Raw genomic sequence first — 24025 nt, 5'->3', positions numbered from 1 at the left:
AAGTGTCAATCACTGATCTAGGCTGAACGCGTGGCCCTCTCCAGGAAACGACGTCCCGCGACCAGCGAGGAAGCCGCCGCCCTGAGCTCCGACCTGCGGCTTCGCATCATCCGCCTGACGTTCGAGCGTCCGCTCACCAACAAGGAGCTGGCGCAGCGCCTCGACAAGGACCCGGCCACGACGCTGCACCACGTGCGCAAGCTCGTCGCCGCCGGATTCCTGGAGGCGATGCCGCCACGAGCGGGCAACAGAGGGGCGAAGGAGATCCCCTACCGGTCGACGGGCCTGTCCTGGCAGCTCGACAACAGCGAAAATGCGCTCGCGGTCGGTGAGGCGATGTTGCACGCTTTCCTCGGCGAGGTCGCCGACATCGGGCTCGAGGACGTGGATCAGAGCCGCCTGGTCGTCACCGTCGACCCGGAGGAACTAAAGCAGCGGCTCGCGACGTTGATGGATGAGTTGGCCGCGCAACCGGTCAAGCCGGATGTTCCCCGTGTGGCGATCTACCTCGCGGTGTATCCGGGGGACTAATGGTCCGTGGGACGATGAAGGGCAAATGACGGAAAACATCCAGAGCACAGAGTTCGACCCGGAGTTCGACAGCACCTGGGACGAGGAGGACGACTTCTCGACCGGCGACTTCGAACTCGCCGAGCGCGCCGCACTGCGCCGCGTCGCCGGGCTGTCCACCGAGCTCGAGGACATCACCGAGGTCGAGTACCGCCAGCTTCGCCTGGAGCGGGTCGTGCTCGTCGGGGTGTGGACCGAGGGCACGGCGGCCGACTCCGACGCCTCGATGGAGGAGCTCGCGCGCCTCGCCGAGACCGCGGGCTCCGAGGTCCTCGAAGGCGTCGTGCAACGGCGGGACAAGCCGGACGCCGCGACGTACATCGGCTCCGGCAAGGTCTCCGAGCTGCGCGACGTCGTGCAGTCGACCGGCGCCGACACCGTGATCTGCGACGGTGAGCTCTCTCCCGGCCAGCTGCGTCAGCTGGAGGAGAAGCTCAAGGTCAAGGTCATCGACCGCACCGCGCTCATCCTGGACATCTTCGCGCAGCACGCGCGGTCCAAGGAGGGCAAAGCGCAGGTCGAGCTGGCCCAGCTGCAGTACCTGATGCCGCGCCTGCGCGGCTGGGGTGAGACGTTGTCGCGGCAGGCCGGTGGCCGTGCCGGTGGCGGCAACGGCGGCGTGGGTCTGCGCGGTCCCGGTGAGACGAAGATCGAGACCGACCGCCGCCGGATCCGCGCGCGCATCGCCAAGCTGCGCCGCGAGATCGCCGCGATCGGCGTCATCCGCGAGACGAAGCGGGGCCGCCGCACGGCGAACGAGATCCCGAGCGTCGCCATCGCGGGTTACACGAACGCGGGCAAGTCGTCGCTGCTCAACGCGCTGACGGGCGCCGGTGTCCTGGTGGAGGACGCGCTGTTCGCCACCCTCGACCCGACGACGCGCCGCGCGCTGACGCCCGAAGGCCTGCCGTACACGCTGACGGACACGGTCGGCTTCGTCCGGCACCTGCCGCACCAGCTGGTCGAGGCGTTCCGCTCGACGCTCGAGGAGGTCGGCCAGTCCGACCTGCTCGTGCACGTGGTCGACGGCTCCGACAGCATGCCGGAGAAGCAGGTCAAGGCCGTGCGCGAGGTCCTCGCGGAGATCAACGAGAAGACCGAGACGCCGATGCCGCGCGAACTGCTCGTCGTCAACAAGATCGACGCGGTGGGCGACCTCGGCATGGCGCGGCTGCGTCACCTGTTCCCGGACGCGTCGTTCGTGTCGGCGCATTCGGGCGTCGGCATCGAGGAGTTGCGGGTCCGCATCGCCGAGCTGATGCCACGACCCGAGGTCGTGGTCGAGGCCCTCGTGCCGTACGCGCGCGGCGAGGTCGTCGCCCGCGTGCACCGCGACGGCGAGGTGCTGTCCGAGAAGCACACGGAGTCGGGCACGCTGCTCAGCGCCCGCGTGCGCCCGGACCTCGCCGGCGTCCTCGAGGAGTTCGCGACGAACGGGACGCCTGCTTGATCCTCCCGCCTCCACCGGTGGACGTGTGCCCGGTAGCCATGCAGGAGCTCTCCGGGCTCACGTCCGACGGCAAGCAGTTCTTCGCCGTCAGCGACAGCGACAACGGCACGCTGCGCATCCAGGTCATGGGCCGCGACTGCGTCGTGAAACGCACGATCACCGCGCCCGTCGACCCCTACGACGTCGAAGACCTCGCGCTGACGCCGGACGGCACCCTCTGGGCGTCCGACACCGGCGACAACAACAAGTCCCGCTCCACGGTCGCCTTGCACAAGGTCTCGCCTTCCGGCGCCGTGGAGCGGTTCCGCGTGACGTACCCCGACGGCAAGCACGACGCCGAGGCGCTGCTCGTCGACAAGACGGGCACGCCCTACATCATCACCAAGGAACCGCTCGGTTCCGCGCTGGTCTACCGTCCGACGGCCCCGCTCCGCACTGATGCGTCGGTGCCGCTGGAGCAGGTCGGACGCGTGTCGCTGTCGACGACGGACACCCCGGGCGGACCGCTCGAAGGCACCCTCGACTCACGCCTGGTGACCGGAGCCGCCTCGACCGCCGACGGCTCCGTCATCGCGCTGCGCACCTACACCGACGCGTACCTCTTCCCGGTCCCGGACGGCGACCCGAAGGAAGCGGTCGTCAAGGCCCTGGCCGGCGACCCGGTCCGGGTCCCGCTGCCGAACGAACCCCAGGGCGAGGCCATCGCCTTCGACCCGGACGGCACCCTGCTGTCCGCCTCCGAAGGCGCCGGCACCGCGATCCGCGCCGTCGCGGGCGCCGCAGCCCTGGCCCGGCCGGCCGCGCCGACGACCACGACGCCACCACCCCCGGCCGCCGCCCAGCCGCAGGCCGCCCCGCCGGAGTCGTCGAACGGCTCCTGGCAGAACTGGCCCCTGGCCCTGACCCTCGGCGGCATCGTGCTCGTCGCCGCACTGGTCATCGGCCTGCGTTTCCGCCGCCGCGCTTAGGGGCCGCGCGGAAGCCCCGCAGGTCAGTCCCAAGCGACCGGCATGCGCTCCAGCCCGCCGATCACCAGGCTCGCCCGGCGCGGCAACTCGTCCTCGGGCACGGCCAGCCGCAGCCGCGGGAACCGCGTGAAGAGCCCCGGAAAGGCGATCTTCAACTCGATCCGCGCCAGGTGCTGGCCGATGCACTGGTGGACGCCGTGCCCGAACGCCAGGTGCCCGGCCGCGCCCCGAGCCAGGTCGAGGACGTCCGGATCCGCGTACCGCGCCGGATCGCGGTTCGCCGACGCCAGCTCGACGAACACCGTGTCGCCCTTCCGCACGACGACGCCGCCGACCTCGACGTCCTCCAACGCCGTGCGCACCGTCGCGGGCGTCAGGCTGATGTACCGGAGCAACTCCTCGACGGCAGCTGCGGGATCGGCGAGCATCGCCTCCACCCGCGCCGGCTCCCGCATGAGCTCCAGCGCGCCGAGCGACAGCATGTTCGTCGTCGTGTCGAGCCCGCCGCCGAGCAACGCCATGCCCATCGCGGCCATCTCGTCGTCGCTCAGGTCGTGGTCCGCGTTGACGAGATCGCTCAGCACGTCGTCGGTCGCCCGAGCCCTCTTCGCCACGACCATCTCCAGCATGAACCGCTGCAACCTCCCGAACGCGGCGAACATCGCCTCCGCCTCACCGGCCTCCGCGCCGCTGCCGCCGGTGAGCACCATCGCGTCCTGCTGGAACTCGGCACGCCGCTCGTACGGCACGCCGAGCAGCTCGCAGATCATCAACCCAGGCACCGGCACCGCGAAGTGCTCGACCAGGTCCGCGGGCGAGCCCACCGCCGCGAGCTCGTCGAGGTGCGCCGCCGTGATCACCTCCAGCCGCTCGGCGAGCAGCCGCATCCGCCGCACGGTGAACTGACCGGTCAGCCTGCTCCGGTACCGCGTGTGCTCCGGCGGGTCGTGGTCGGTGAACGCACCGGGCGGCGACGGCGGCGCGTCACCGGGACTCCCCGGCCCGAACGGGTTGTGCATCAGATCCGGCCGGATGCTGAACCGGTCGTCCGCGAGCACCGCACGCACCGACGCGTGATCGTGCGCTCGCCAGCCGACGTGCCCGTCCGGGTACGTCATCGGGCTCAGTGGCATCGCTTCCCCCTTGCAACGAGCTTGTTTCCCCTCCCTGCAAGCTAAAAACGTTTGCGGACGAAGTCAAAAGACTCATTGCAATGGCCTGGAGAGCAAGGGACCATGATGTCGTGCCCGGTAAACGCCTGGATGAAGAAGAACGGCAGCTCATCGCCCAGTTCCTCTGGGACGGGCTCGGCTACTCCGAGATCGGGAGGCGGTTGCAAAGGCCGGCCTCGACGATCCAGCGGGAGGTGGTCCGCAACGGCGGCCACAACAACTACCGGCCGGGTGCCGCGCACCGGGCGGCGAGTGAGCGGGCGATGCGCCGGATGCCCGCGGTGGACGACCTCGACGTCGACGAGGAGGCCTACTCGTTCGACCGCAGCCCGGGCGAGGTGCAGGAGTTCCACCTGAGGCTGGTCGGCGTGTTCCGGCAGACCGGCCTCACGCGCACGGCGGCGCGGATCCTCGCCGAGATCTTCATGACCGACAGGGGCAGTCTCACCGCGACGGAGCTCGTGCTGCGGCTGTCGGTCAGCCCCGGCACGGTCTCGCGCTCGGCCGCCTACCTGCAGGAGCTCGACCTGCTGCGCGCCGAACGCGACGGCAAGCGCGTGCGCTACTTCCTGGGCGACGACCTCTGGTACCGGGCGTGGCTGTCCAGCGCCCAGCGCAACTCGACCTGGGCGGACACCGGACTGGCCGGTGCCGAGATCTTCGGTCTCGACACGTCGGTCGGTGCCCGCCTCAAGGACATGGGCCAGTTCTTCGCGTTCGTCGTCGTGGACATGGAGGCCACGAGGCAGAAGTGGCTCGACTTCTTCGCCAAGAAGAAGCGCGCTCGCGGCGAAGCTACGGCAGACGCCTCAGCACCGTGACGACCTTGCCGAGGATGGTGGCCTCGTCGCCGTTGATCGGCTGGTAGGCCGGGTTGTGCGGCATCAGCCACACGTGGCCGTCCTTGCGCTTGAACGTCTTCACGGTCGCCTCGCCGTCGATCATGGCGGCGACGATCTCGCCCTGGTCGGCCGTGGGCTGCTTGCGGATCACGACCCAGTCGCCGTCGGTGATCGCGGCGTCGATCATCGAGTCACCGACGACGCGCAGCAGGAACAGCTCGCCCTCGCCGACGATCTCGCGCGGCAGCGGGAACACGTCCTCGATCGACTCCTCGGCCAGGATCGGGCCACCGGCCGCGATCCGGCCGACCATCGGCACGTACGCGGGCGTCGGCTTGGACATGGGGTCGAGACCGGGGTCGATCTCGGTGGGCAGCACGCCGACCGCTCGCGGGCGGTTCGGGTCGCGGCGCAGGAAGCCCTTCCGCTCCAGCGCACGCAGTTGGTACGCCACGGACGAGGTCGACGTGAGACCCACGGCCTCACCGATCTCGCGCACGCTCGGCGGGTAGCCGAAACGGTCGAGCCAGTCGCGGATCACGTCGAGCACCTTGCGCTGACGCAGGGTCAGGCCGGCGTTTCCCGCGATCTCGTTCACCTGTGTCTCCACAAGAGCGGGGTCCGGGTCGATCGTCTTGCCTGCCACGGTCGCTGTCCTCCTCGCCGCCCCCAGTTCGAATGGGATTCCGGCCTCCGTCGATCTTCATGGTCGACGGTAGTCGTGTTTGCTGCGCAGATCAAACACCTGTTCGAGGTATTTGGGCGCGTGTTGTGGCGCACGACCATCCCGTCTGGTAGAAATTCGCACGGACGTTCGATCGAACCCTTGTTCGATCACGGTGGCTGACCTGCGATGGAGGTCGTGATGGCGGTGCTCGTCGAGAAGCGGTTGCGCGTTGTCGAGGACGCGGACGTCGCAGCGGGACGCCCACTCCGTTCGGGTCCTCGTGTCATGCCACGGCGTCCGGCGACGCGGCCGCACCAGATCGTGGTCCCCGCGAAGCGCGAGTCGAGCTCGTGCGAGGTCCGTCCGAAGCGCGAGTCGACGCTCGAGCTGATCGCGGCCGGCATTCTGAGCGCGCTGACGGTCGTCGCGCTCGGCGCGCTCTACCTCCAGCAGATGGGGGTCACCCCGTAGGCCTGCCCCTACATCTTGTGGTTCCACGCCCACCCTGACGTGTTCGCTGCGTCATGAGGTGGGCGTCGCTGTGTAATCACCGCTGATCGTCGGCGGTTCGTCCAACAGGGTGACACTCGACGCGCCGTGTCGAGTTGCGCCCGGTGTCGGTTGCGATCTAGGTTCTACCCCTACATCTAGTGGTTGCACCGTTCCAAGTAGTCCACAGGTTGTGGGTAACCCGACCAGTGAGGCTGCTGCGATGAGTGCTGCGCGGGGAAGGGGTGAGGTGGCGTGCGGTGTCCGTTCTGCCGCCATTCGGACTCGCGGGTGGTCGACTCCCGCGAGGTCGACGAGGGTCAGGTGATCCGCCGCCGGCGCTCCTGCAACAGCTGCAGCCGCAGGTTCACCACGGTCGAAGAAGCGGTTCTCGCCGTGGTCAAGCGCTCCGGCGTGACGGAGCCCTTCAGCCGCGACAAGGTCGTCGTCGGCGTGCGCAGGGCGTGCCAGGGCCGCCCGGTCGACGAGGACGCGTTCCAGGTTCTGGCTCAGCAGGTGGAGGAGTCGATCCGGTCGACGGGGTGCGCGGAAATCGCGAGCCACGAGGTGGGTCTCGCCATTCTCGGCCCCCTGCGCGAGCTTGACGAGGTCGCTTATCTGCGCTTCGCGAGTGTTTACAGGTCCTTCTCGTCCGTCGAGGACTTCGAGAAGGAAATCCTCGATCTTCGCACTGCCCGCGCCGAGGAAGCACCGGCCGAGCAGTGATCCGCGCGCCTTTGCGGCGCGTGGGGCAAACCATCTTTCTAAAGCACCAGCACGAGGGAGATCCACCGTGACCGAGACCGTCGGCGGCTCAGCCAAGAAGACAGCCGCACGGGCGGCTGCCAAGCCCGCCGCGTTGAAGGTCCAGCGCGTCTACACGACCGAGGGCCGCCACCCCTACGACGAGGTCACCTGGGAGCGCCGCGACGTCGTCATGACGAACTGGCGCGACGGCTCGGTGAACTTCGAGCAGCGCGGTGTCGAGTTCCCCGCGTCGTGGTCGGTGAACGCCACCAACATCGTCACCAGCAAGTACTTCCGCGGTGCCGTCGGCAGCGAGAAGCGCGAGCAGTCGCTGCGCCAGCTGATCGACCGCGTGGTGAAGACCTACGTGGGCGCCGGCAAGGAGCACGGCTACTTCGCGGGCGAGCAGGACGCCGAGATCTTCGAGCACGAGCTCACCTACATGCTGCTGCACCAGGTGTTCAGCTTCAACTCGCCGGTGTGGTTCAACGTCGGCACCAGCTCGCCGCAGCAGGTCAGCGCGTGCTTCATCCTCGCGGTCGACGACACGATGGAGTCGATCCTCAACTGGTACCGCGAGGAGGGCCTGATCTTCAAGGGCGGCTCCGGTGCCGGCCTGAACCTCTCGCGCATCCGGTCGTCGAAGGAGCTGCTGTCCTCCGGCGGCACCGCGTCGGGCCCCGTGTCGTTCATGCGCGGCGCCGACGCGTCCGCGGGCACCATCAAGTCCGGTGGCGCCACCCGCCGCGCGGCCAAGATGGTCGTCCTCGACGTCGACCACCCGGACGTCGTGGAGTTCATCGAGACCAAGGCGCGCGAAGAGGACAAGATCCGCGCGCTGCGCGACGCCGGGTTCGACATGGACCTCGGCGGCGCCGACATCGTCTCGGTGCAGTACCAGAACGCGAACAACTCGATCCGCGTGTCGGACGAGTTCATGCACGCCTACGAGAGCGGCGGCGACTTCGGCCTGCGCGCCCGCCAGACCGGTGAGGTCATCGAGCGCGTCGACGCCAAGGAGCTGTTCGGCAAGCTCGCGAAGGCCGCGTGGGAGTGCGCCGACCCCGGCATCCAGTACGACGACACGATCAACGACTGGCACACCTGCCCCGAGTCGGGCCGCATCACCGCGTCCAACCCGTGCTCGGAGTACATGCACCTCGACAACTCGAGCTGCAACCTCGCGTCGCTGAACCTGATGAAGTTCCTCGGTGACGACGGCCAGTTCGACGCCGTCACGTTCGCCAAGGCCGTCGAGCTGATCATCACCGCGATGGACATCTCGATCTGCTTCGCGGACTTCCCGACCGAGCCGATCGCGGACACCACCCGCAAGTTCCGCCAGCTCGGCATCGGCTACGCCAACCTCGGCGCGCTGCTGATGGCGACCGGCCACGCGTACGACTCCGAGGGCGGCCGCGCGCTCGCCGCGACCATCACTTCGCTGATGACCGGTGTCTCGTACCGCCGCTCCGCCGAGCTCGCGGGCATCGTCGGCGCCTACGACGGCTACAAGCGCAACGCCACGGCGCACCAGCGCGTCATGCGCAAGCACGCCGCCGCCAACGACCTGATCCGCACCTACCACGCGAACGACTCGTCGGTGCACAAGGTCGCGACCGAGGCCTGGCAGCAGGCGCTGGAGATCGGCGCGAAGAACGGCTGGCGCAACGCCCAGGCGTCCGTGCTGGCCCCCACCGGCACCATCGGCCTGATGATGGACTGCGACACCACCGGTATCGAGCCGGACCTGGCCCTGGTCAAGTTCAAGAAGCTCGTCGGCGGCGGCTCGATGCAGATCGTCAACCAGACGGTGCCGCGCGCCCTCAAGGCGCTGGGCTACCAGGACGAGCAGATCGAGGCGATCGTCGAGTTCATCGGCGAGCACGGCCACGTCGTCGACGCGCCGGGCCTGCGCCGCGAGCACTACGAGGTCTTCGACTGCGCCATGGGCGAGCGCTCCATCGCGCCCATGGGCCACGTGCGGATGATGGCGGCCACACAGCCGTTCCTGTCCGGCGCGATCTCCAAGACGGTCAACATGCCGGAGACGGCGACCGTCGAGGACGTCGAGGAGATCTACTACCAGGGCTGGAAGCTCGGCCTGAAGGCGCTCGCGATCTACCGCGACAACTGCAAGGTCGGCCAGCCGCTGTCGGCCGGCAAGTCCGCGAAGGCCACCGAGGAGAAGAAGGCCGCCGCGGGAGACTCCTCCGCGACCGTCGTCGAGTACCGCCCGGTCCGCAAGCGCCTGCCGAAGAAGCGCCCGTCGCAGACCGTGTCGTTCACGGTCGGTGGCGCCGAGGGCTACCTGCACGCCGGTTCCTACCCGGACAACGGCCTCGGCGAGATCTTCGTCAAGCTGGGCAAGCAGGGCTCGACGCTGGCCGGCGTGATGGACGCGTTCTCGATGTCGATCTCGGTGGGCCTGCAGTACGGCATCCCGCTCGAGTTCTACGTCTCGAAGTTCCAGAACCTGCGCTTCGAGCCGGCGGGCATGACCGACGACCCGGACGTCCGCATCGCCACCTCGGTGCTCGACTACCTGTTCCGCCGCCTGGCGCTCGACTACCTGCCGTACGACAAGCGCGCGCAGCTCGGCATCTTCACCGCCGACGAGCGTTCCGCTCAGGTCGCGGGCGAGTACGGCGCCCCGGCGACGTCCGACGTGGACCTCGAGGGGCTGCGCGGCTCGGTCGAGGCGGCCCCGGCCGTCGAGGCCGCGGTCGAGCAGGCCGCGCCGAAGCAGGTCGGCAGCTCGACCGAGCTGCTGGAGCTGCACCTGGGCAAGGCCGCTGACGCGCCGCTGTGCATGACCTGCGGCACGAAGATGCGTCCGGCCGGTTCGTGCTACCTGTGCGAGGGCTGCGGCAGCACCTCCGGCTGCAGCTGATCCCGGGCCGGGGTGCACCCGGTACGGCAGTGAGCCGGGTGTGCGCATGACGTGCACGTGAAAGTGGGGGCCACCATGCGGTTGGCCCCCACTTCGCATCGGTGGTGTTTGAGTTAGATGATGTAACTGGCGTTGCGGGTCGTCACGGAAGCTTGATGCCGTGACGGTCCGCCAGCTTCTTCTCGACCTCCGCGATCACGCACGCGATCGTCGACGGGTTGAGCCGCCCCTCCCCGAACCGCACGACGGTCTTCGCGAACTCGTCCGCCGCCAACGCCCGGCACTCGGCGTTCAGCGACCTGTGGTCGACCTCCGCCTCCTTGAAGCACTCCAGGGGCTTGCGGCCGAAGATGACCTCGAACTCCTCCCACCCGCGCAACGTCCAGTACGTGTCGGCCGACAGCGCCGAAGTCGCGCGCAGCCACCGCCACAGGTACCGCGGGTCCTGGTGGCTCGGCGACTCGCTGACGCACCGCCCGCACAGCAGCACGACGTTGTCCGTGGTGCGCCTGCCACCCATCGACGCGGGCACGACGAGGTGTTGCTCCAGTGAGGACCTGTAACCGCAGCGCCAGCACCGTTCGTGGGCCGTGCTCCAGTCGATGACGAGGTCGACCTCGTGCTCGACCCAGTACGCGACGATCTGCCGGTTGCTGATGCTCATGTGGTCCTTCCCCGGTCTTTGTCTCCCCTGTCGGTCGTGAAGGCGATTCCGTTTCGCCTCCGTGCAACTGATAGAACATCTCGCAGGAAGGGGGAGAGATGCCTTCGTTCGACGACTTACGTCGTTACCTGCTCGGTCAGCTCAACGCCGCTGTCCGGCGTCCCGGCATGTACGGCGGTGAGGCGGTGATCCTCACCCTGCTCGACGCGCTGGCGTTCGCCGACGACCGCACGGACCGCTGGCAGAACGAGCTCGAGGCGCTGGTGAAGCGCGGCGCGGCGAACGCGGCGATGGTCAGCGGCGCGGTGCAGGAGGCGCTCGGCCACCGCAGCGAGGACGTCATGGCGTCGGTGTACGCGGACCTCGCGCACCGGCAGGGCTGGCTCAGCCTCGACGCCGACAGCCGCATCCCCGGCGTGCTGGGCGAGCACGACTGCCTGCTCGACGACGTGATCGCCGAGTACGGCGAGCCGCCGCTGTGGCTCGGCGGCACGAACCCCAAGTACTCGAAGACGCTCGGCTACCCGGACCGCTCGGGGTCGCTGGTGTTCTTCCACTTCATGCCGGAGCTGCGGCTGATGGCGACGAGGCGCGGCGACGGGGGCTTCCGCGACAGCTTCGTCTTCACGCCCGCCGGGCAGGCGCGCTGACCCGCGAAATCACGCGACCAGGGCAGGGCGAGCGGGTAAAATCGCAGGTGATGCGCATAGTTCTGCACACTCGCGCGCGCCTTGACCTCGCATACGCCTCGCTCGACGGGCTCTCCGTCGGCGACGCTTTGGGCGCGCAGTTCTTCATGGTCGGCCGCTCGGTGCCCGACCTCGTGGCCGGCAAGCCGCCGCGGGGCCCGTGGGAGTGGACCGACGACACCGAAATGGCCTGCAACCTCGTCGCCGAGCTCCGCGACCACGGCGAGGTCGACCAGGACAGCCTCGCCGCGGCGTTCGCCGACCGCTGCGAGCCCTACCGCGGGTACGGCGCGGGAGCTTTCACCATCCTGCACAAGATCCGCCGGGGAACGCCGTGGAAGCAGGCCGCCGGCAGCGCCTTCCACGGGCAGGGCTCGTGCGGCAACGGAGCGGCGATGCGGATCGCGCCGCTGGGCGCGTACTTCGCCGACGACCCGAAAGCCGTGACGACGCAGGCGGTCCGGGCCGGCGAGGTGACGCACCAGCACCCGGAGGGCATCGCGGGCGGAGTGGCCGTCGCGCACGCCTCCGCCATCGCGACCAGAGCCCGGCTGACGGGCGCGCCACCGCACGACCTGCTCGGCGGCGTGCTGGAGCACCTCGCCGAGTCGTTGGTGCGCAAGGGGATCGAGAAGGCGCGCAAGATCGACGACGCCGAGGAGGCCGCACACGTCCTCGGCAACGGCTCGCGCGTGACGGCGCAGGACACCGTGCCGTTCGCGCTCTGGGTCGCCTCACGCCACCTCGGCGACTACCGCGCCGCCATAACGACGTGCGTCCAAGCGGGCGGTGACATCGATACGACAGCCGCGATCGTCGGCGGCGTCGTCACAGGACCGCCGCAGGAGTGGCTGCAGGCCCGCGAGCCCCTGCCGGGCTGGGTGAGCCGCACCGAACAGGAGTTGTGACCCGGCGAATATTCATCACGTGTTGAGTTTCTGGTCGAAGGCTCGTAACCTCCTCTCCAGGCGGATCCGGGAGGGGCGACCATGGCGCTCACCATCGACTTCGAGTCCATCGACGGCTCGATGCTCGCCACCGTCGGCGGCAAGGCGGCGAACCTCGGTGAGCTGACCAGAGCCGGTCTGCCGGTGCCGCCCGGCTTCTGCGTCACCACCGACGCCTACCGCGCCGTCGCGCAGGCCGTCGATCCGGCGAGCACCACCCCGGGCAACGCTCGCGGGACGCTGCTGGAAACCCCTGTGCCGCAGGAGATCCGGGACGCGATCGTCGCCGGGTACCGCGCACTCGGTGACGACGTGCCCGTGGCGGTGCGGTCCAGCGCCACGGCCGAGGACCTGCCTTTCGCGAGCTTCGCGGGCCAGCAGGACACGTTCCTCAACGTCGTCGGCGAGGACGCGGTGGTCGACGCCGTGCGCCGCTGCTGGGCCTCGCTGTGGACCGACCGGGCGGTCAGCTACCGCGAGACCAACGGCATCGACCACACCACCACGTACCTCGCCGTCGTCGTGCAGCGGATGGTGCAGCCGGCGGTGTCGGGCGTGATGTTCACGGCGAACCCCGTCACCGGCAAGCGCGACCAGATCGTCATCGACGCGAGTCCCGGTCTCGGCGAGGCGGTCGTGTCCGGCGCGGTCAACCCCGACCACTTCGTCGTCGACGGCTCCGACATCGTCGAGAAACGCCTGGGGGACAAGAGGTTCGTCATCCGCTCACTGCCCGGCGGCGGCACCGAACACGTCGACGTCGGGGAGAGCGGCGAGCAGTGCCTCACCGACGGGCAGGTCCACGCGCTCACCGTCCTCGGCCGCAAGGTGCAGCGGCACTGCGGGACACCGCAGGACACCGAGTGGGCGATCGACGACAAGGGTGAGCCGCACCTGACGCAGGCACGCCCGATCACGACGCTGTTCCCGTTGCCGGACAACCCGGACGGCGGCAGCCACGTGTACTTCTGCTTCAGCCTCGCGCAGGGCCTCGAACGCCCGATCACCCCGATGGGGCGCGCGGCGTTCCGGGAGATCTCCAAGGCGGCCTTCGAGATCGTGATCGGAGACCCGGCGAGCCGGTCCTATGTGGAGAACGGCGAGCGCATCTTCTTCGACGTCACCAAGGTCCTGCGGAGCAAGGTGGGCCGCGAGTTCGTCACACGCCTGCTCGCCGTGATGGAGGCGCGGTCCTCCGAGGTGCTGCGCAGGCTGTTCGACGACCCGCGGTTCGCGATCAGGAACTCCTCGCCGACGCCCGCGCTGAAGCGCGTGCTCCGGCTCGCCCGCCGGTTCCGCGTGCCCGTGACGGTGGTGAAAGCACTGGTCGCCCCGGAGAAGGCCGTGCGCACCGCGTTGCGGCTGGAACGGGAGGTCCTGGAGAAGGCCGCCGGTCTCTCCGTCGAGCAGGCGCTGCGGCAGTGCGTCGTTCCGGTGCTGCCCCGCCTCGCTCCGACCGCGCTGGTCGGCTTCGCGATGCTCGGCCTGGCCGGCAAGGTCGTGAAGACCCGGCCGGGGGAGCTGCAGACCGTTCTGCGCGGCCTGCCCAACAACATCACCACCGAGATGGACCTGGCGCTGTGGGACCTCGCGCAGGAGATCCGCCACGATCCCGTCGCGCTGCGGCAGTTCCGCGACGGTGGACGCCCGGCCGCGCTCGACCGCTTCCTCGCCCGGTGGGGGCACCGCGCCGTCGCCGAGATCGACCTCGGGCTGCCCCGCTGGTCCGACGACCCCGCGCACGTCGTCGGCGTGGTGAAGAACTTCCTGCGCCTGGAAGACGACCAGGCGCACCCCGACGCGGTGTTCGCCCGGGGCGCCGCCGACGCCGAGGCGATGATCGAGACGCTCGCCCGCCGCGCGTGGGGACGCGGCTGGTTCGTGCGCTTCGCGTTGCGCCGCACCAGGGTGCTGGCCGGTCTGCGGGAGTACCCGAAGTACCTGGTCATCACGTTGTTCGGCGCGCTGCGGAAGCGGATCGCCGAGGCCGGCGCCCAGCTCGTCGCCGACGGGCGCCTCGACACCGTGGACGACGTGTTCTTCCTGAACTTCGAGGAGATGCGCTCTCCGCAGGGAGATCTGCGGCCGCTCGTGGCGGCGCGGCGCGAGATCTACGACCGCGAGCTGCGGCGCCGACACGTCCCGCGCGTGCTGCTGTCGGACGGCACGGAACCCGAGGCCGTGCACCACGGCGCCCCGGTGGACGGCGATCTCGTCGGCACACCGGCGTCGGCGGGCACGATCACCGGTGTCGCGCGCGTCGTCATGGACCCGGTGGGCGCGCACCTCGAACCCGGCGAGATCCTCGTGGCGCCCTCGACGGATCCCGGTTGGACACCGCTGTTCCTGACCGCGGGCGGCCTCGTCATGGAGATGGGCGGCGCGAACTCGCACGGTGCCGTCGTGGCGCGCGAGTACGGAATTCCGGCGGTGGTGGGCGTGCGGGAGGCCGTGACGCGGATCAGGACGGGCGAGCGGATCACCGTGGACGGCAGCACGGGCGCGATCACGACGCTCGACTCGCCGGTTGAGGTCTCACCGCGGCAACCGGACGCGTAATGTCGGGATCGTGGCTGAGTCCAAGGGTGAGCTGAACAAGGTCCAGCAGGGCATCGCCGACTACCTGCTGCGTGCGGGCGTGGACGGCTTCGGTCCGTTCAAGAGCGCTCGCGAGTCCGCGTCCGACGCGCTCGCCAAGAAGGGCGACGAGACCGACGCGATCAAACACCTCATCCGCACCCACGTGGCGCTGGCGGGCGCGCAGGGCTTCCTGACGAACCTCGGCGGCCTGATCACGCTGCCGATCTCGCTACCGTCCAACGTGGCGGCCACGTACGTCATCCAGACGCACCTCATCGCGTCCATCGCGTCGTTGCGCGGCCACGACGTGGACAGCGAAGAGGTGCAGATGGCGATCCTGCTCTGCCTCCTCGGGAACGCCGGGACCGAGCTGTTCAAAAAGGTCGGCATCAAGCAGTTCACCAAGAAGGCCGCTTCGGCGCTCATCACGAAATACGGCACGAAGAAACTCGGCAGCGTCGTCGCCAAGGGCGTTCCGGTGCTGGGCGGCGTCATCGGCGGTGGCGTCGACGCCGCCTCGACCCGCGCGGTCGGCGCATTCGCGAACCGCTACTTCGCTCAGGCCGACCCGCTGCCGAAGGTCCTCGACGGAGAGGTGTTGTCCGTCGAGATCGAAGAAGCGGACGGAACGACGGATTCGCGCTAACTCAGCCTGTCGACCGCGGAGCTGAACGCGTCGGACGGGATGAGCACGCCGCCGTCGAACGGGTTCTGCAACTGGTAGATCGCGAACAGCAGCAGGACCAGCGTCGAGGTGAGCGTGACCGTGATCAGCAGCTGCGAGACCAGCGTCGGGCCGCGGAACAGGTACGGGAACAGCAGCGACAGACCCGTGCCGATCAGGAGTGCGAGCCAGACGACCGGGTTCACGCCGTTCTCGGCCGCGTCGAGGCGTTGCTGGCGGGCCTGGTAGACCTCCCAGAGCTGGTTCGCGGCCTCGGCTTTGCGGTCCTGCGGCCAGTCGCCGTCCGGTGCCGCCGACGCGATCGTGTCCCTGAGCTGGTTCAACGTCAGCCAGCCCTCGTTGTCGACGTTCTCGCCCTCGCGCATGCGGGGCCACTCGTCCTGCACGACGGTCGACACGTAGTCCCGGATCAGCTCGTCGACCTTGGTCTTCGCGGGTTCCGGCAGCGAGTCCGCCGACCAGTTGACCGCGACGAGCGCATTGGCCTCCTTCTGGACCTGATCCTCCGCGCTGTTGGCGGAGTCGAACAGGGAAATGAGGACGAACGCGGCCAGCACCGCGTGCAGGCCGGCGACGATGCTGAACACCGAACCGCCCGCACCGAGGTTCTTCTCGCCCACCTCGTCCGAGCCGAACCGGCGGGTGATGACGACGAGGACCGCGGAGATGACGGCGGCGCCGAGAACCCAGAGCGCGCCGCTGAGGTAAATGCTCAATTCGGCTCCTTTCTGGTGTGGGATTAGACCACGGTCTACTGTGACCGGTACAGCACGGTCCGGGTAACGAGCAATGGTCAGGTGGCAATGCGCGGCAACAGCACGAATACCCGGTTGTCGTATTGGGCTACTCCATTCCGGTTGCGGAGGAATGTGTTCGCGCTGGGCTCCGTCTCGGCGCTCATGGTGCTTTCCACCCCGTTCACCAGCGCCGTTGCTCAGGCTGCACCGTCGAACTGTGACGCTTATCAAGTACGTTCACACCATCGTGGGTCGTTTTCGTCGTTCACGAAAGTGGAGCTGTCATCCGGTGGGGTGACAGATGTGGCCCACCTGGACTACGCGCTGAACGCATTGGGGTATTCGTCGTCGTTGGGCCGGCTGGTCGGTCTCACGTCCCAGGGCCACCGCTCGTGGAAGAACCCGTCGCACGTGGTGCTGGTCGACACCAAGGGCGCGGTCGACGACCTGGGACCCGTCGGCGCGCACTGGTTCCGCACCGACGACGTGTCCGCGGGCGCGGTCGTCGGCACCACGTTCTACGTGCGCGACCACGCCAAGCTGCACGCGATCGACATCGACCCGGCCAGCCCCTCGTACCTCAGGATCACGCGGACCGTCGTGCTGGACTGGCCCGCTCTGACGCTCGACGACTTCGCCCCCGACCCGGGCGGGAAGCTGACCGGGGTGTCGGCGGCGGGCCACGGACCGGGCGAGGTCGTGTCGTTCGACCCGGCGAACGGGCGGGTGGTGGGCAGGACCGAGATCGCCGGCCTTCCCGGCAAGTCCACCTACGGCGCCGTGGTGATCGACTCGGCCGGCACCGTCTACGCCGTCAACAACGGCTACAAAGGCCGCAGCCGCCTCTACCGGATCTCCGGTGCCGCCGCGGTGGAGCTCTCGTCGGGCCCGCCGATGGCCATGATCGACGCGGCGGGCTGCCTTCCGGCCCCCATGCCTCCGCGCGTCCAGCCGCCCGCGCCGCGCCCCGAGGTGCCGGCGCCCGCGCCGCCTCCTCCCGCACCCGTGCCCGCCCCCGTTCCGGCTCCGGCGCCGATGCCCGCTCCGGTGGTCCCGCCGCCCCCCGCCACGGTGGCCAAGCCCGCGCCTGCTCCTGTTGCGGCGCAACCGGTTCCGGTGCGTGCGGCGCGGCAGAGGCCCGAGCCGCGCCGGGACCTCCCCCTCGACCCCGAGACGACGCCGATGACGAAGTCCCGCAAGTGGGCCATGGTGACGATCGTCCTCGTGGTGCTCGGCGCCGGCGCGGCCGCCGCACGGGCCCGCGGTTAATTCGGTTGGCGCGGGACGGCGCCGTCGCTAGCGTTGCGGGCATGTTCTTCATCTGATGAAGCCCGCGGCGCTCTCGACGCCGCCTCCGCGACCTCGTCGTCGCGCTCTCTCCGGTGACCCTTGCGGGTCCATTTCTCACGGCTTCCGCCGTGCCCTTGCACGCCCTCTTCGTGAGGAGGCTTTCGCATGCCTGACACCACCCCGCCCGAGCAGGGCAACCGCGCCGCGCGCCGTGCGCAGAAGCGGAACAAGCACGACCAGACCACGCACTTCCCGTTGCCGCAGCAACGTGTTCCCGTGGTCCAGCCGCGCCAGTTCGCGACCCGTCGCCGCGGAGGAACCGCGTAGCCGACGCCGAACCAGGCGCGACACCGGCGGGGGACGCGTTCACACCGGACGCGTCCCCTGCTCCCTTCGAGGGCACGACCTCCCGTTCCGCCCGGATCCGATCTAGCCTGAGGTGCTACCGGACCGACAGGATCGGAGGCGCCAGGTGAGGATCGCTGACGTGTTGCGGACCAAGGGATCGGCGGTCGCGACGATCGGCCAGGACGTACCCGTGTCCGAACTTCTCAGAGCGCTCGCGGAACACAACGTCGGTGCGATCGTCGTCGTCGGTGCTTCCGGCGTGGCGGGAATCGTGTCCGAACGCGACGTCGTGCGGAAGCTGCACGAATCCGGCGCTGATCTGTTGTCTTCCCCCGTGTCGTCGATCATGACCGCCGACGTGTTCACCTGCAGCCCGTCCGACACCGTGGACAGCCTCACGATCGTGATGACCGAACGGCGCTTCCGCCACGTACCCGTGCTTTCCGACGGCCGGCTGGTCGGGATAGTCAGCATCGGTGACGTGGTGAAGAGCCGCATCGGCCAGCTCGAACAGTCGCAGGACCAGTTGCAGGCCTACATCGCCCAGGGCTGACCCGCCTCTCTCTACGCTGGATCGGGTGAAGCCTTCCGCTCAGCCCGAACTCGTCGAGATCGCCTCCGGAGTCCACGCCTACGTTCAGCCCGACGGGTCCTGGATGATCAACAACACCGGCGCGGTCGTCGGCTCCGACGACTCGCTGCTGCTCGTGGACACCACGTCCACCGAGGCGCGCAACCGCGCGTTGCTCGCCTCGGTGGCCACGGTGAGCTCCGCCGAACCCGGCTACGTCATCAACACCCACCACCACGGCGACCACACGTTCGGCAACTGGCTCGTCCCGCCGTCGACCGTGATCATCGGCCACGAGGCGTGCCGCGAAGAGGTCCTCACCGCCGGCCTGCTCGCCGCCCAGGTGCTCACCGGCCCGGACTACGGCCACATCGAGGTCCGCCCACCGTCCCTCACCTACACGAAGTCGCTGACCCTGCACCTCGGCACGCGCGTCGTCGAACTGCACCACCCCGGCCCGGCGCACACCCGCGGTGACACCGTCGTCTGGCTGCCGGCCGAGCGCGTCCTGTTCACCGGCGACCTCGTCTTCGCGGGAGGCCAGCCGTTCCTCGCCGAGGGCAGCATCACCGGCTACCGGTCCGCCCTCGAGTTCCTGCGCTCTTTCGACGCCGCCGTCGTCGTTCCCGGCCACGGTCCGCTGCTGCGAGGCGCCGAGATCAACCGCGTCCTGGACGACCTCGCCGCCTACACGACGTACCTCGCAGACCTGGCGTCATCCGGCCACGCCGCCGGCAAGACCCCGATGGAGGTCGTCCGCGAGGCGGGAGAGTCACGCTTCTCGTCGTGGCAGGAGTCCGAGCGCTTGGTGGGCAACCTCCACCGCGCCTACCACGAACTGGACGGCAAGCCCCTCTCCGAACGCCTTGAGCTGCCCCGCGTCTGGATGGACATGATGGAGCTTCACGGCGGCCCCATCGCCTGCCACGCCTAGCACCAACCAATATATCGGCTTCTCCGCCGCGTTCACCTGCCCTTTTGCAACAGGTCTTTTGACTTCGTCGTCAAAAGACCTGTTGCAAAGCAGGGGTTCACGTCTCAGACGGCTTGGCCGATATCCGGCGGCTCGGGGACGTTCCCGGCCTTCGTGCCCGTCGGCATCGCCCACATGAACGCGCGCATCAACGCGTACTTGACCTTCAGGCCGGAGCCGACATCGCCGGTCTCGACGACCTGCTTGAGCGCGACGAGGATGCCCTTCCATGTCGAGTCGACCTTGTCGAGCCGCTTGACGCCCTCGGGCCAACCGGAGTTGCGCAACATGACGCGCGTTCCGCGTCCATCTCTTCCAACTGCCACGAGACGACGGTCCACGGGTCGTCGCGCATGGTCAGCCGCTGCGTGTGGGAAAGCAGCCGCGGTGGATCGGCCTCGACGACGCGGCCGACGACGAACACCCGCTTGCCGTCCGGTGACCGGTAGTGCAGCGGCGCACCCGGCGTGAGCGTGGAATCGAGAACGGCATCCATCATGGCGCGCTGCTTGCCGTCGAGTCGGGTGATCTCCGCCCACACCGCCTCGGTCGGCGCGGCGATCACAATGCTGTGCACCAGCTCGGTGCCGGGTTCACCCAACGTCCTCGTCCTCCTGTCCGGCTCTCGACCGTGAGCTTCAAGCCGACGAGCGCCGCTGCTCAGTTCTGCTCGTAATGCGCGACCCACCGCTGGTGGATCTGCTGGAGGCGCACGGTTTGAGCTGGCTGACCCGCTTCCGGCCCCGAGGCTCCACGAGCACCAGATCGGCCCCGCGAAGCACACCAAGGTGTTGCATGACGACGTGCCAGCCGGTCTCCCATCCATCCTCAACGAGTTCGCCAGGTAAGACTTTTGACACCCATTAAGGCCGGCGTCGACCACCACATCCACTGCTCTATGACCGTAAGGCCGATAAGTTCGAAAGATGCTGCACGACGTCGCTGACGCCACGCATCACTACATCGGCTTGCTGGACGGTGACCAGCGCGAACACGCGATTCGCGCCATCACCGACGACGACCTGAGGCATCGCTGGGCGTACACACCGGGCACACGGCCGGGCCTGGCGCTCGGAGACCTCCGACGCGACCAGCGCAAAGCAGTCCACGGCATGCTCGCCACCGTTCTCAGCCCGCACACCTACGCCCAGGTGGCCGCGGTTATGGCGCTGGAAGACGTGCTCGACCACCGCGAAGGCGGACACCGAAATCGGCACAGCGCCGACTACTGGACCGTCCTGTTCGGCACACCCGGCAGCGACGAGCCGTGGGGCTGGCGAGTCGATGGGCACCATCTTTCGGTCAACGTCGTCGTCGCCGACGGCCACGTCTCCGCGACGCCGTTCTTCCTCGGCGCGAACCCCGCCCGAGTCATCTACCGAGGCCGCGTGGTCAGCCAGCCGCTGAAGCTGGAAGAGGAACTGGCCCGCGAACTCCTCGACCGCATGGGCCCGACCGCTCGCCGCCTGGCCGTCGTGTCCGACACCGCGCCGCACGACATCCGCACCGGCAACGCCCCGCGGGTCAGCCCGTCCGAACCGGTCGGAGTGACGCCGGCCCAGCTCGGCAAGCCGGCCGGTGAGCTCCTCGTCGACATCGTCCGCTTCTACCTGGACAGGCTCGCGTTCGAACTCGCCGACGAGGAGTTCGAACGAGTCGACCCCGAACGCCTGCACTTCTCCTGGGAGGGCTCGCTGCGCCGGGGCGAGGGTCACTACTACCGCATCCAGGGCCCGGAACTGCTCATCGAGTACGACAACACGGCCAATGAGGCGAACCACATCCATACCGTCTGGCGTCGCCATTCGGGTGACTTCGGCGACGACCTCCTGGCCGCCCACTACGACGCGTCGCGGCACACTGTCGTACGTGGAGTGGCCCAGAACGGTTGACGACGCTATCGCGATGCAAGAACGCCTGCGCACGCAGGTGATCACCACTAGTGCCTCTGACCTGCGCATAGACACCGTCGCAGGCCTGGACGTCGGCTACCGTAGCAACGACACAGTTGCGGGCGTCTGCGTGGTGTTCGATGCAAAATCGCTGGTCGTGCTCGACGAAGTCATCGTCGAGGGCACGACCGACTTCCCCTACATCGCCGGTCTCTTCGCATTCCGGGAAATGCCCGTCCTGCTGCGCGCCCTCGAACAGGTGACCGTCACACCGGACCTGCTCGTCGCGGACGGTCAGGGTCTCGCACACCCTCGGCGCTTCGGCCTGGCGTGCCATCTGGGCGTGCACACCGGCATCCCCACCATCGGCGTCGCGAAGAACGCGATGGGCAGGTTCGACCCGCCCGGCCACGACCGCGGGTCGATGAGTGACCTCCTCATGGACGGCGACAACGGCGACGAGGTCGTCGGCAGGGCGTTGCGGACCCAGACCGGCGTGAAACCGGTCTTCGTGTCAGTCGGCCACAAGATCGACCTGGACCGGGCGTGCGCCGAGGTGCTGCGTCTCGCTCCGCGCTACCGGCTGCCCGAGACGACCCGCCGCGCCGACGCGCTCACGCGGCAGGTTGCTTCGTCGGAGTGAAGCTCAGCAGCACGAGCAGGATCGCACCGCAGACCAGCGCGATGTCCGCGACGTTGCCGACGAACCAGCCGTTGTAGTCGATGAAGTCGACGACGTGCCCGCGCGCGAACCCGGGCTGGCGGAACAGCCGGTCGAGCAGGTGCGTCGTCGCGCCGCCCAGCATCAACGCGAGTGCGACGGCCCGCAGCCTCGTCTGCGGCTGCATGCCGTACCGCGCGAGCAGCACGACGGCGACGGCCGCGACGATGGTGAAGATCCACGTCGACCCCGCGCCGATCGAGAACGCGGCACCGGGGTTGTAGAGGAGCCTGAACTGCAGGAACTCCCCGAGCACGGGAATGGGCGCGCGGCCGGTCAGCGCGCTCTCGGCCCAGAACTTCGTGGCCTGGTCCAGCAGCAGCACGAGCACGGCGATGCCCATGACGAGCGGCACGCGGCGAGAGGTAGTGGTGTCCATTTGTGGACGAGCGTAGTTAAGAACACCACCACTCGGCATCAGGCCTTGGTCACGTCCTCGGTGTTGAGCGCGTCGACGTCGTCGACCCCGGCTGCCGCGAGGAACTCTTCCTCCAGCGACCTCGGCTGTTCGTCGCGGATATATGGAAGCGAGCCTGGCAACGTGCGGCCGTCACCGTCCGCACGTCTCGACACGATTTGGGAGACGCACTCGCGCGCAAACCTCGACGGTCATGGCGTGGAGAACCGCTGCAACAGCGGATGGGTGTCGACGATCCTGCGAGCCACGTTGACGGAGTCGACGAGCGGATGCAACGCCAACGCCTTCACGGCGTGCGCACGTTCACCGCTGATGGCCGCTTTGATCGTGGCGCGCTCGACGACCTTCAACGTCGTGACGAGTCCGACGCCCTCGTCCGGGACCTGGCTGACCGAGACGGGACGCGCGCCGTTCGCGTCGACCAGGCTCGGCACCTCGACGACGGCCTCCGAGTCGAGACACCTCAGCGTCGTCCTGTTCGGGACGTTGAGGATCAAGGTGGTTCGTTTGTCCGACGCGATCGCGTGCATCAGGTCGAGGGCGACGCGTTCGTAGCCGCCGCCGTCGAGGTCGTCGCTGTCGCGTTCCTCGTCACGGGTCTCGGCCATGTACGTCTGTTCGCGTTCCAGACGCGTGCGGTCCCAGTTCTCCCAGGACGGCGCCGCGTAGAACCGCTTCTGCTGCTCCAGCAGGAACGCCCCGCGCGAGGCACCAGCCTCCACGGCCTCCCGCGTGAAGTAGTAGTAGTGCAGGTACTCGTTCGGGACAGCACCCAAGGAGCGCAGCCACTCCGCACCGAACAGCTTGCCCTCTTCGAACGACTCGAGCCGAGCGGTGTCGGCGAGCAGATCAGGCAGCACATCCCGCCCCGCCACGTGGACGCCCCGCAGCCAGCCGAGGTGGTTGAGGCCGGCGTAGTCGAGCCATGCGTCTTCGAGGGTCACGCCGGCGGCACGGGCCACTCGCTTGCCGAGCCCGACGGGGGAGTCGCAGATGCCGATGACGCGACGGCCGAGGTGGGCCGACATCGCCTCGGTGACCATGCCGGCGGGGTTCGTGAAGTTGATGACCCACGCTTCCGGCGCGAACTCCGAGATACGACGCGCGATGTCGAGCGCGACAGGAACCGTGCGCAGCCCGTATACGACGCCACCGGCACCGACGGTCTCCTGTCCGAGCACTCCACAACCCGCCGCGACGCTCTCGTCGGCGGCGCGTCCTTCGAGACCACCGACGCGGATGGCGGAGAACACGAAGTCCGCGCCCCTCACCGCTTCGTCGAGATCGGTCGACGTCGTCACGGCGGGCGCGTCCGGTACCTCCGCCGCGAGCTCGGCCAGGACGACACCGATCGCGGCAAGACGGCCGGGGTCGAGGTCGAACAGCGCGACTTCGGTGACGCGGCCCGGCGACCGATCGGCGAGCAACGCGCGGTAGACCAGCGGAACGCGGAAGCCGCCTCCGCCCAGGATGACCAGCTTCATGCTTCGACCACGTCCATTCCGGCCTCTCCAGCTGTGCGAGCCGTGTAGCCGAATCCTACATTTTCCGGTGCGGCCGCCAATGATTCGAAGGGGTTGACGCGGCACGCTGCCGGCCCATCATCCCCTTGAATTTCCTGGCCCAAGCTCCTGGGTGCACGTCCAGTGTACTGCCTCGACCAGTGATGATCGAACCGCATCGCAGCACGTCAAGCGCGTACGATGGTTGAT

The 24025-nt window shown here is 68.8% G+C and carries 24 protein-coding genes; 17 read left to right on the top strand and 7 right to left on the bottom strand.

What is annotated here, in order from left to right; genetic code table 11:
* Positions 1-30: 30 nt before the first annotated feature.
* The 3 genes from V1227_RS18205 to V1227_RS18195 are packed head-to-tail and all read left to right on the top strand — an operon-like array spanning position 31 to position 2988.
* Entirely contained in the window at positions 31-531 is a 501-nt protein-coding gene (locus V1227_RS18205) for an ArsR/SmtB family transcription factor (RefSeq protein WP_329793768.1), read from the top strand.
* Between the two features lie 25 nt (positions 532-556).
* On the top strand, positions 557-2020 hold the full coding sequence (hflX, locus tag V1227_RS18200; protein WP_329793767.1) for a GTPase HflX: 1464 nt from the start codon (positions 557-559) through the stop codon (positions 2018-2020).
* 38 nt (positions 2021-2058) lie between these two features.
* Positions 2059-2988: a hypothetical protein gene (locus V1227_RS18195; protein WP_329793766.1), complete on the top strand. Its 930-nt coding sequence runs from the start codon at positions 2059-2061 to the stop codon at positions 2986-2988.
* Between the two features lie 23 nt (positions 2989-3011).
* Here the strand turns inward: V1227_RS18195 and V1227_RS18190 are convergent, their stop codons facing one another.
* Positions 3012-4121, bottom strand: coding sequence for a cytochrome P450 (locus V1227_RS18190; RefSeq protein ID WP_329793765.1), 1110 nt, complete (start codon positions 4119-4121; stop codon positions 3012-3014).
* Between the two features lie 110 nt (positions 4122-4231).
* On the opposite strand from V1227_RS18190, the gene V1227_RS18185 reads away from it, so the two are divergent.
* Entirely contained in the window at positions 4232-4981 is a 750-nt protein-coding gene (locus V1227_RS18185) for a GbsR/MarR family transcriptional regulator (protein WP_329793764.1), read from the top strand.
* Here the strand turns inward: V1227_RS18185 and lexA are convergent.
* Positions 4956-5633 carry a transcriptional repressor LexA gene (gene lexA, locus V1227_RS18180; protein ID WP_374237579.1) on the bottom strand — a complete coding sequence of 226 codons (678 nt, stop codon included), beginning with the start codon at positions 5631-5633 and terminating at the stop codon, positions 4956-4958. The genes V1227_RS18185 and lexA overlap by 26 nt on opposite strands.
* Positions 5634-5855: 222 nt before the next feature.
* On the opposite strand from lexA, the gene V1227_RS18175 reads away from it, so the two are divergent.
* From V1227_RS18175 to V1227_RS18165, 3 genes are all read left to right on the top strand, one after another.
* Positions 5856-6140: a hypothetical protein gene (locus V1227_RS18175; protein ID WP_329793763.1), complete on the top strand. Its 285-nt coding sequence runs from the start codon at positions 5856-5858 to the stop codon at positions 6138-6140.
* Positions 6141-6413: 273 nt separating this feature from the next.
* Positions 6414-6884 (top strand): transcriptional regulator NrdR, encoded by a 471-nt coding sequence (nrdR, locus tag V1227_RS18170; protein ID WP_089924179.1) that lies wholly within the window; start codon positions 6414-6416, stop codon positions 6882-6884.
* A 67-nt stretch (positions 6885-6951) separates the two neighbouring features.
* Positions 6952-9798: a vitamin B12-dependent ribonucleotide reductase gene (locus V1227_RS18165; protein WP_329793762.1), complete on the top strand. Its 2847-nt coding sequence runs from the start codon at positions 6952-6954 to the stop codon at positions 9796-9798.
* A gap of 142 nt (positions 9799-9940) precedes the next feature.
* On the opposite strand, the gene V1227_RS18160 is transcribed toward V1227_RS18165, so the two are convergent.
* Complete coding sequence (locus V1227_RS18160; protein ID WP_329793761.1) at positions 9941-10462, bottom strand: HNH endonuclease; 522 nt, start codon at positions 10460-10462, stop codon at positions 9941-9943.
* A 98-nt stretch (positions 10463-10560) separates the two neighbouring features.
* Between V1227_RS18160 and V1227_RS18155 the strand changes: the two genes are divergently transcribed.
* The 4 genes from V1227_RS18155 to V1227_RS18140 all read left to right on the top strand — a co-directional run bounded on the left by V1227_RS18155 (position 10561) and on the right by V1227_RS18140 (position 15324).
* The gene (locus tag V1227_RS18155; protein ID WP_329793759.1) at positions 10561-11112 is read left to right on the top strand and encodes a hypothetical protein; all 552 of its coding nucleotides are present in this window, start codon (positions 10561-10563) and stop codon (positions 11110-11112) included.
* 50 nt (positions 11113-11162) lie between these two features.
* The gene (locus V1227_RS18150; RefSeq protein WP_329793758.1) at positions 11163-12059 is read left to right on the top strand and encodes an ADP-ribosylglycohydrolase family protein; all 897 of its coding nucleotides are present in this window, start codon (positions 11163-11165) and stop codon (positions 12057-12059) included.
* An 81-nt stretch (positions 12060-12140) separates the two neighbouring features.
* Positions 12141-14657: a PEP/pyruvate-binding domain-containing protein gene (locus V1227_RS18145; RefSeq protein ID WP_329793757.1), complete on the top strand. Its 2517-nt coding sequence runs from the start codon at positions 12141-12143 to the stop codon at positions 14655-14657.
* Between the two features lie 10 nt (positions 14658-14667).
* A complete protein-coding gene (locus tag V1227_RS18140; RefSeq protein ID WP_329793756.1) occupies positions 14668-15324 on the top strand; it encodes an EcsC family protein in 657 nt (218 codons plus the stop codon).
* On the opposite strand, the gene V1227_RS18135 is transcribed toward V1227_RS18140, so the two are convergent.
* Positions 15321-16079, bottom strand: coding sequence for a bestrophin-like domain (locus tag V1227_RS18135; RefSeq protein WP_329793755.1), 759 nt, complete (start codon positions 16077-16079; stop codon positions 15321-15323). The genes V1227_RS18140 and V1227_RS18135 overlap by 4 nt on opposite strands.
* Positions 16080-16166: 87 nt before the next feature.
* On the opposite strand from V1227_RS18135, the gene V1227_RS18130 reads away from it, so the two are divergent.
* The 4 genes from V1227_RS18130 (at position 16167) to V1227_RS18115 (ending at position 19243) form a co-directional block, all read left to right on the top strand.
* Positions 16167-17369, top strand: coding sequence for a DUF6923 family protein (locus V1227_RS18130; RefSeq protein ID WP_442916505.1), 1203 nt, complete (start codon positions 16167-16169; stop codon positions 17367-17369).
* Positions 17370-17555: 186 nt separating this feature from the next.
* Positions 17556-17717: a hypothetical protein gene (locus V1227_RS18125; RefSeq protein ID WP_329793753.1), complete on the top strand. Its 162-nt coding sequence runs from the start codon at positions 17556-17558 to the stop codon at positions 17715-17717.
* A 145-nt stretch (positions 17718-17862) separates the two neighbouring features.
* Complete coding sequence (locus V1227_RS18120; protein ID WP_329793752.1) at positions 17863-18291, top strand: CBS domain-containing protein; 429 nt, start codon at positions 17863-17865, stop codon at positions 18289-18291.
* A gap of 25 nt (positions 18292-18316) precedes the next feature.
* Complete coding sequence (locus V1227_RS18115) at positions 18317-19243, top strand: MBL fold metallo-hydrolase (RefSeq protein WP_329793751.1); 927 nt, start codon at positions 18317-18319, stop codon at positions 19241-19243.
* Between the two features lie 104 nt (positions 19244-19347).
* Here V1227_RS18115 and V1227_RS18110 read toward each other — a convergent pair whose 3' ends face one another.
* Positions 19348-19572: a hypothetical protein gene (locus V1227_RS18110; protein WP_329793750.1), complete on the bottom strand. Its 225-nt coding sequence runs from the start codon at positions 19570-19572 to the stop codon at positions 19348-19350.
* A 636-nt stretch (positions 19573-20208) separates the two neighbouring features.
* Here V1227_RS18110 and V1227_RS18105 point away from each other — a divergent pair.
* Both V1227_RS18105 and V1227_RS18100 read left to right on the top strand, forming a co-directional pair.
* Positions 20209-21174 carry a DUF3500 domain-containing protein gene (locus V1227_RS18105; protein ID WP_329793749.1) on the top strand — a complete coding sequence of 322 codons (966 nt, stop codon included), beginning with the start codon at positions 20209-20211 and terminating at the stop codon, positions 21172-21174.
* A gap of 13 nt (positions 21175-21187) precedes the next feature.
* On the top strand, positions 21188-21817 hold the full coding sequence (locus tag V1227_RS18100; RefSeq protein WP_329793748.1) for an endonuclease V: 630 nt from the start codon (positions 21188-21190) through the stop codon (positions 21815-21817).
* Here the strand turns inward: V1227_RS18100 and lspA are convergent.
* Both lspA and V1227_RS18090 read right to left on the bottom strand, forming a co-directional pair.
* Complete coding sequence (lspA, locus tag V1227_RS18095) at positions 21789-22274, bottom strand: signal peptidase II (protein WP_329793747.1); 486 nt, start codon at positions 22272-22274, stop codon at positions 21789-21791. The genes V1227_RS18100 and lspA overlap by 29 nt on opposite strands.
* Positions 22275-22504: 230 nt before the next feature.
* Positions 22505-23797 carry a 6-phospho-beta-glucosidase gene (locus tag V1227_RS18090; protein ID WP_329793746.1) on the bottom strand — a complete coding sequence of 431 codons (1293 nt, stop codon included), beginning with the start codon at positions 23795-23797 and terminating at the stop codon, positions 22505-22507.
* Between the last annotated feature and the right edge of the window lie 228 nt (positions 23798-24025).

It is taken from the genome of Lentzea sp. DG1S-22, from assembly GCF_036321065.1.
GTDB lineage: Bacteria > Actinomycetota > Actinomycetes > Mycobacteriales > Pseudonocardiaceae > Lentzea > Lentzea jiangxiensis.
The sequence above is the reverse complement of the archived record's forward strand: the minus strand, read 5'-3'. Positions and strand labels throughout refer to the sequence as shown.

What these genes read in the sequence shown, in the direction of transcription:
- hflX (WP_329793767.1), top strand. Translation starts at nt 557, where the DNA reads ATGACGGAAAACATCCAGAGCACAGAGTTCGACCCGGAGTTCGACAGC.
- V1227_RS18195 (WP_329793766.1), top strand. Translation starts at nt 2,059, where the DNA reads ATGCAGGAGCTCTCCGGGCTCACGTCCGACGGCAAGCAGTTCTTCGCC.
- V1227_RS18190 (WP_329793765.1), bottom strand. Translation starts at nt 4,121, where the DNA reads ATGCCACTGAGCCCGATGACGTACCCGGACGGGCACGTCGGCTGGCGA.
- V1227_RS18175 (WP_329793763.1), top strand. Translation starts at nt 5,856, where the DNA reads ATGGAGGTCGTGATGGCGGTGCTCGTCGAGAAGCGGTTGCGCGTTGTC.
- V1227_RS18160 (WP_329793761.1), bottom strand. Translation starts at nt 10,462, where the DNA reads ATGAGCATCAGCAACCGGCAGATCGTCGCGTACTGGGTCGAGCACGAG.
- V1227_RS18155 (WP_329793759.1), top strand. Translation starts at nt 10,561, where the DNA reads ATGCCTTCGTTCGACGACTTACGTCGTTACCTGCTCGGTCAGCTCAAC.
- V1227_RS18150 (WP_329793758.1), top strand. Translation starts at nt 11,163, where the DNA reads ATGCGCATAGTTCTGCACACTCGCGCGCGCCTTGACCTCGCATACGCC.
- V1227_RS18145 (WP_329793757.1), top strand. Translation starts at nt 12,141, where the DNA reads ATGGCGCTCACCATCGACTTCGAGTCCATCGACGGCTCGATGCTCGCC.
- V1227_RS18130 (WP_442916505.1), top strand. Translation starts at nt 16,167, where the DNA reads ATGCGCGGCAACAGCACGAATACCCGGTTGTCGTATTGGGCTACTCCA.
- V1227_RS18125 (WP_329793753.1), top strand. Translation starts at nt 17,556, where the DNA reads ATGCCTGACACCACCCCGCCCGAGCAGGGCAACCGCGCCGCGCGCCGT.
- V1227_RS18110 (WP_329793750.1), bottom strand. Translation starts at nt 19,572, where the DNA reads ATGTTGCGCAACTCCGGTTGGCCCGAGGGCGTCAAGCGGCTCGACAAG.
- V1227_RS18105 (WP_329793749.1), top strand. Translation starts at nt 20,209, where the DNA reads ATGCTGCACGACGTCGCTGACGCCACGCATCACTACATCGGCTTGCTG.
- V1227_RS18100 (WP_329793748.1), top strand. Translation starts at nt 21,188, where the DNA reads ATGCAAGAACGCCTGCGCACGCAGGTGATCACCACTAGTGCCTCTGAC.
- lspA (WP_329793747.1), bottom strand. Translation starts at nt 22,274, where the DNA reads ATGGACACCACTACCTCTCGCCGCGTGCCGCTCGTCATGGGCATCGCC.
- V1227_RS18090 (WP_329793746.1), bottom strand. Translation starts at nt 23,797, where the DNA reads ATGAAGCTGGTCATCCTGGGCGGAGGCGGCTTCCGCGTTCCGCTGGTC.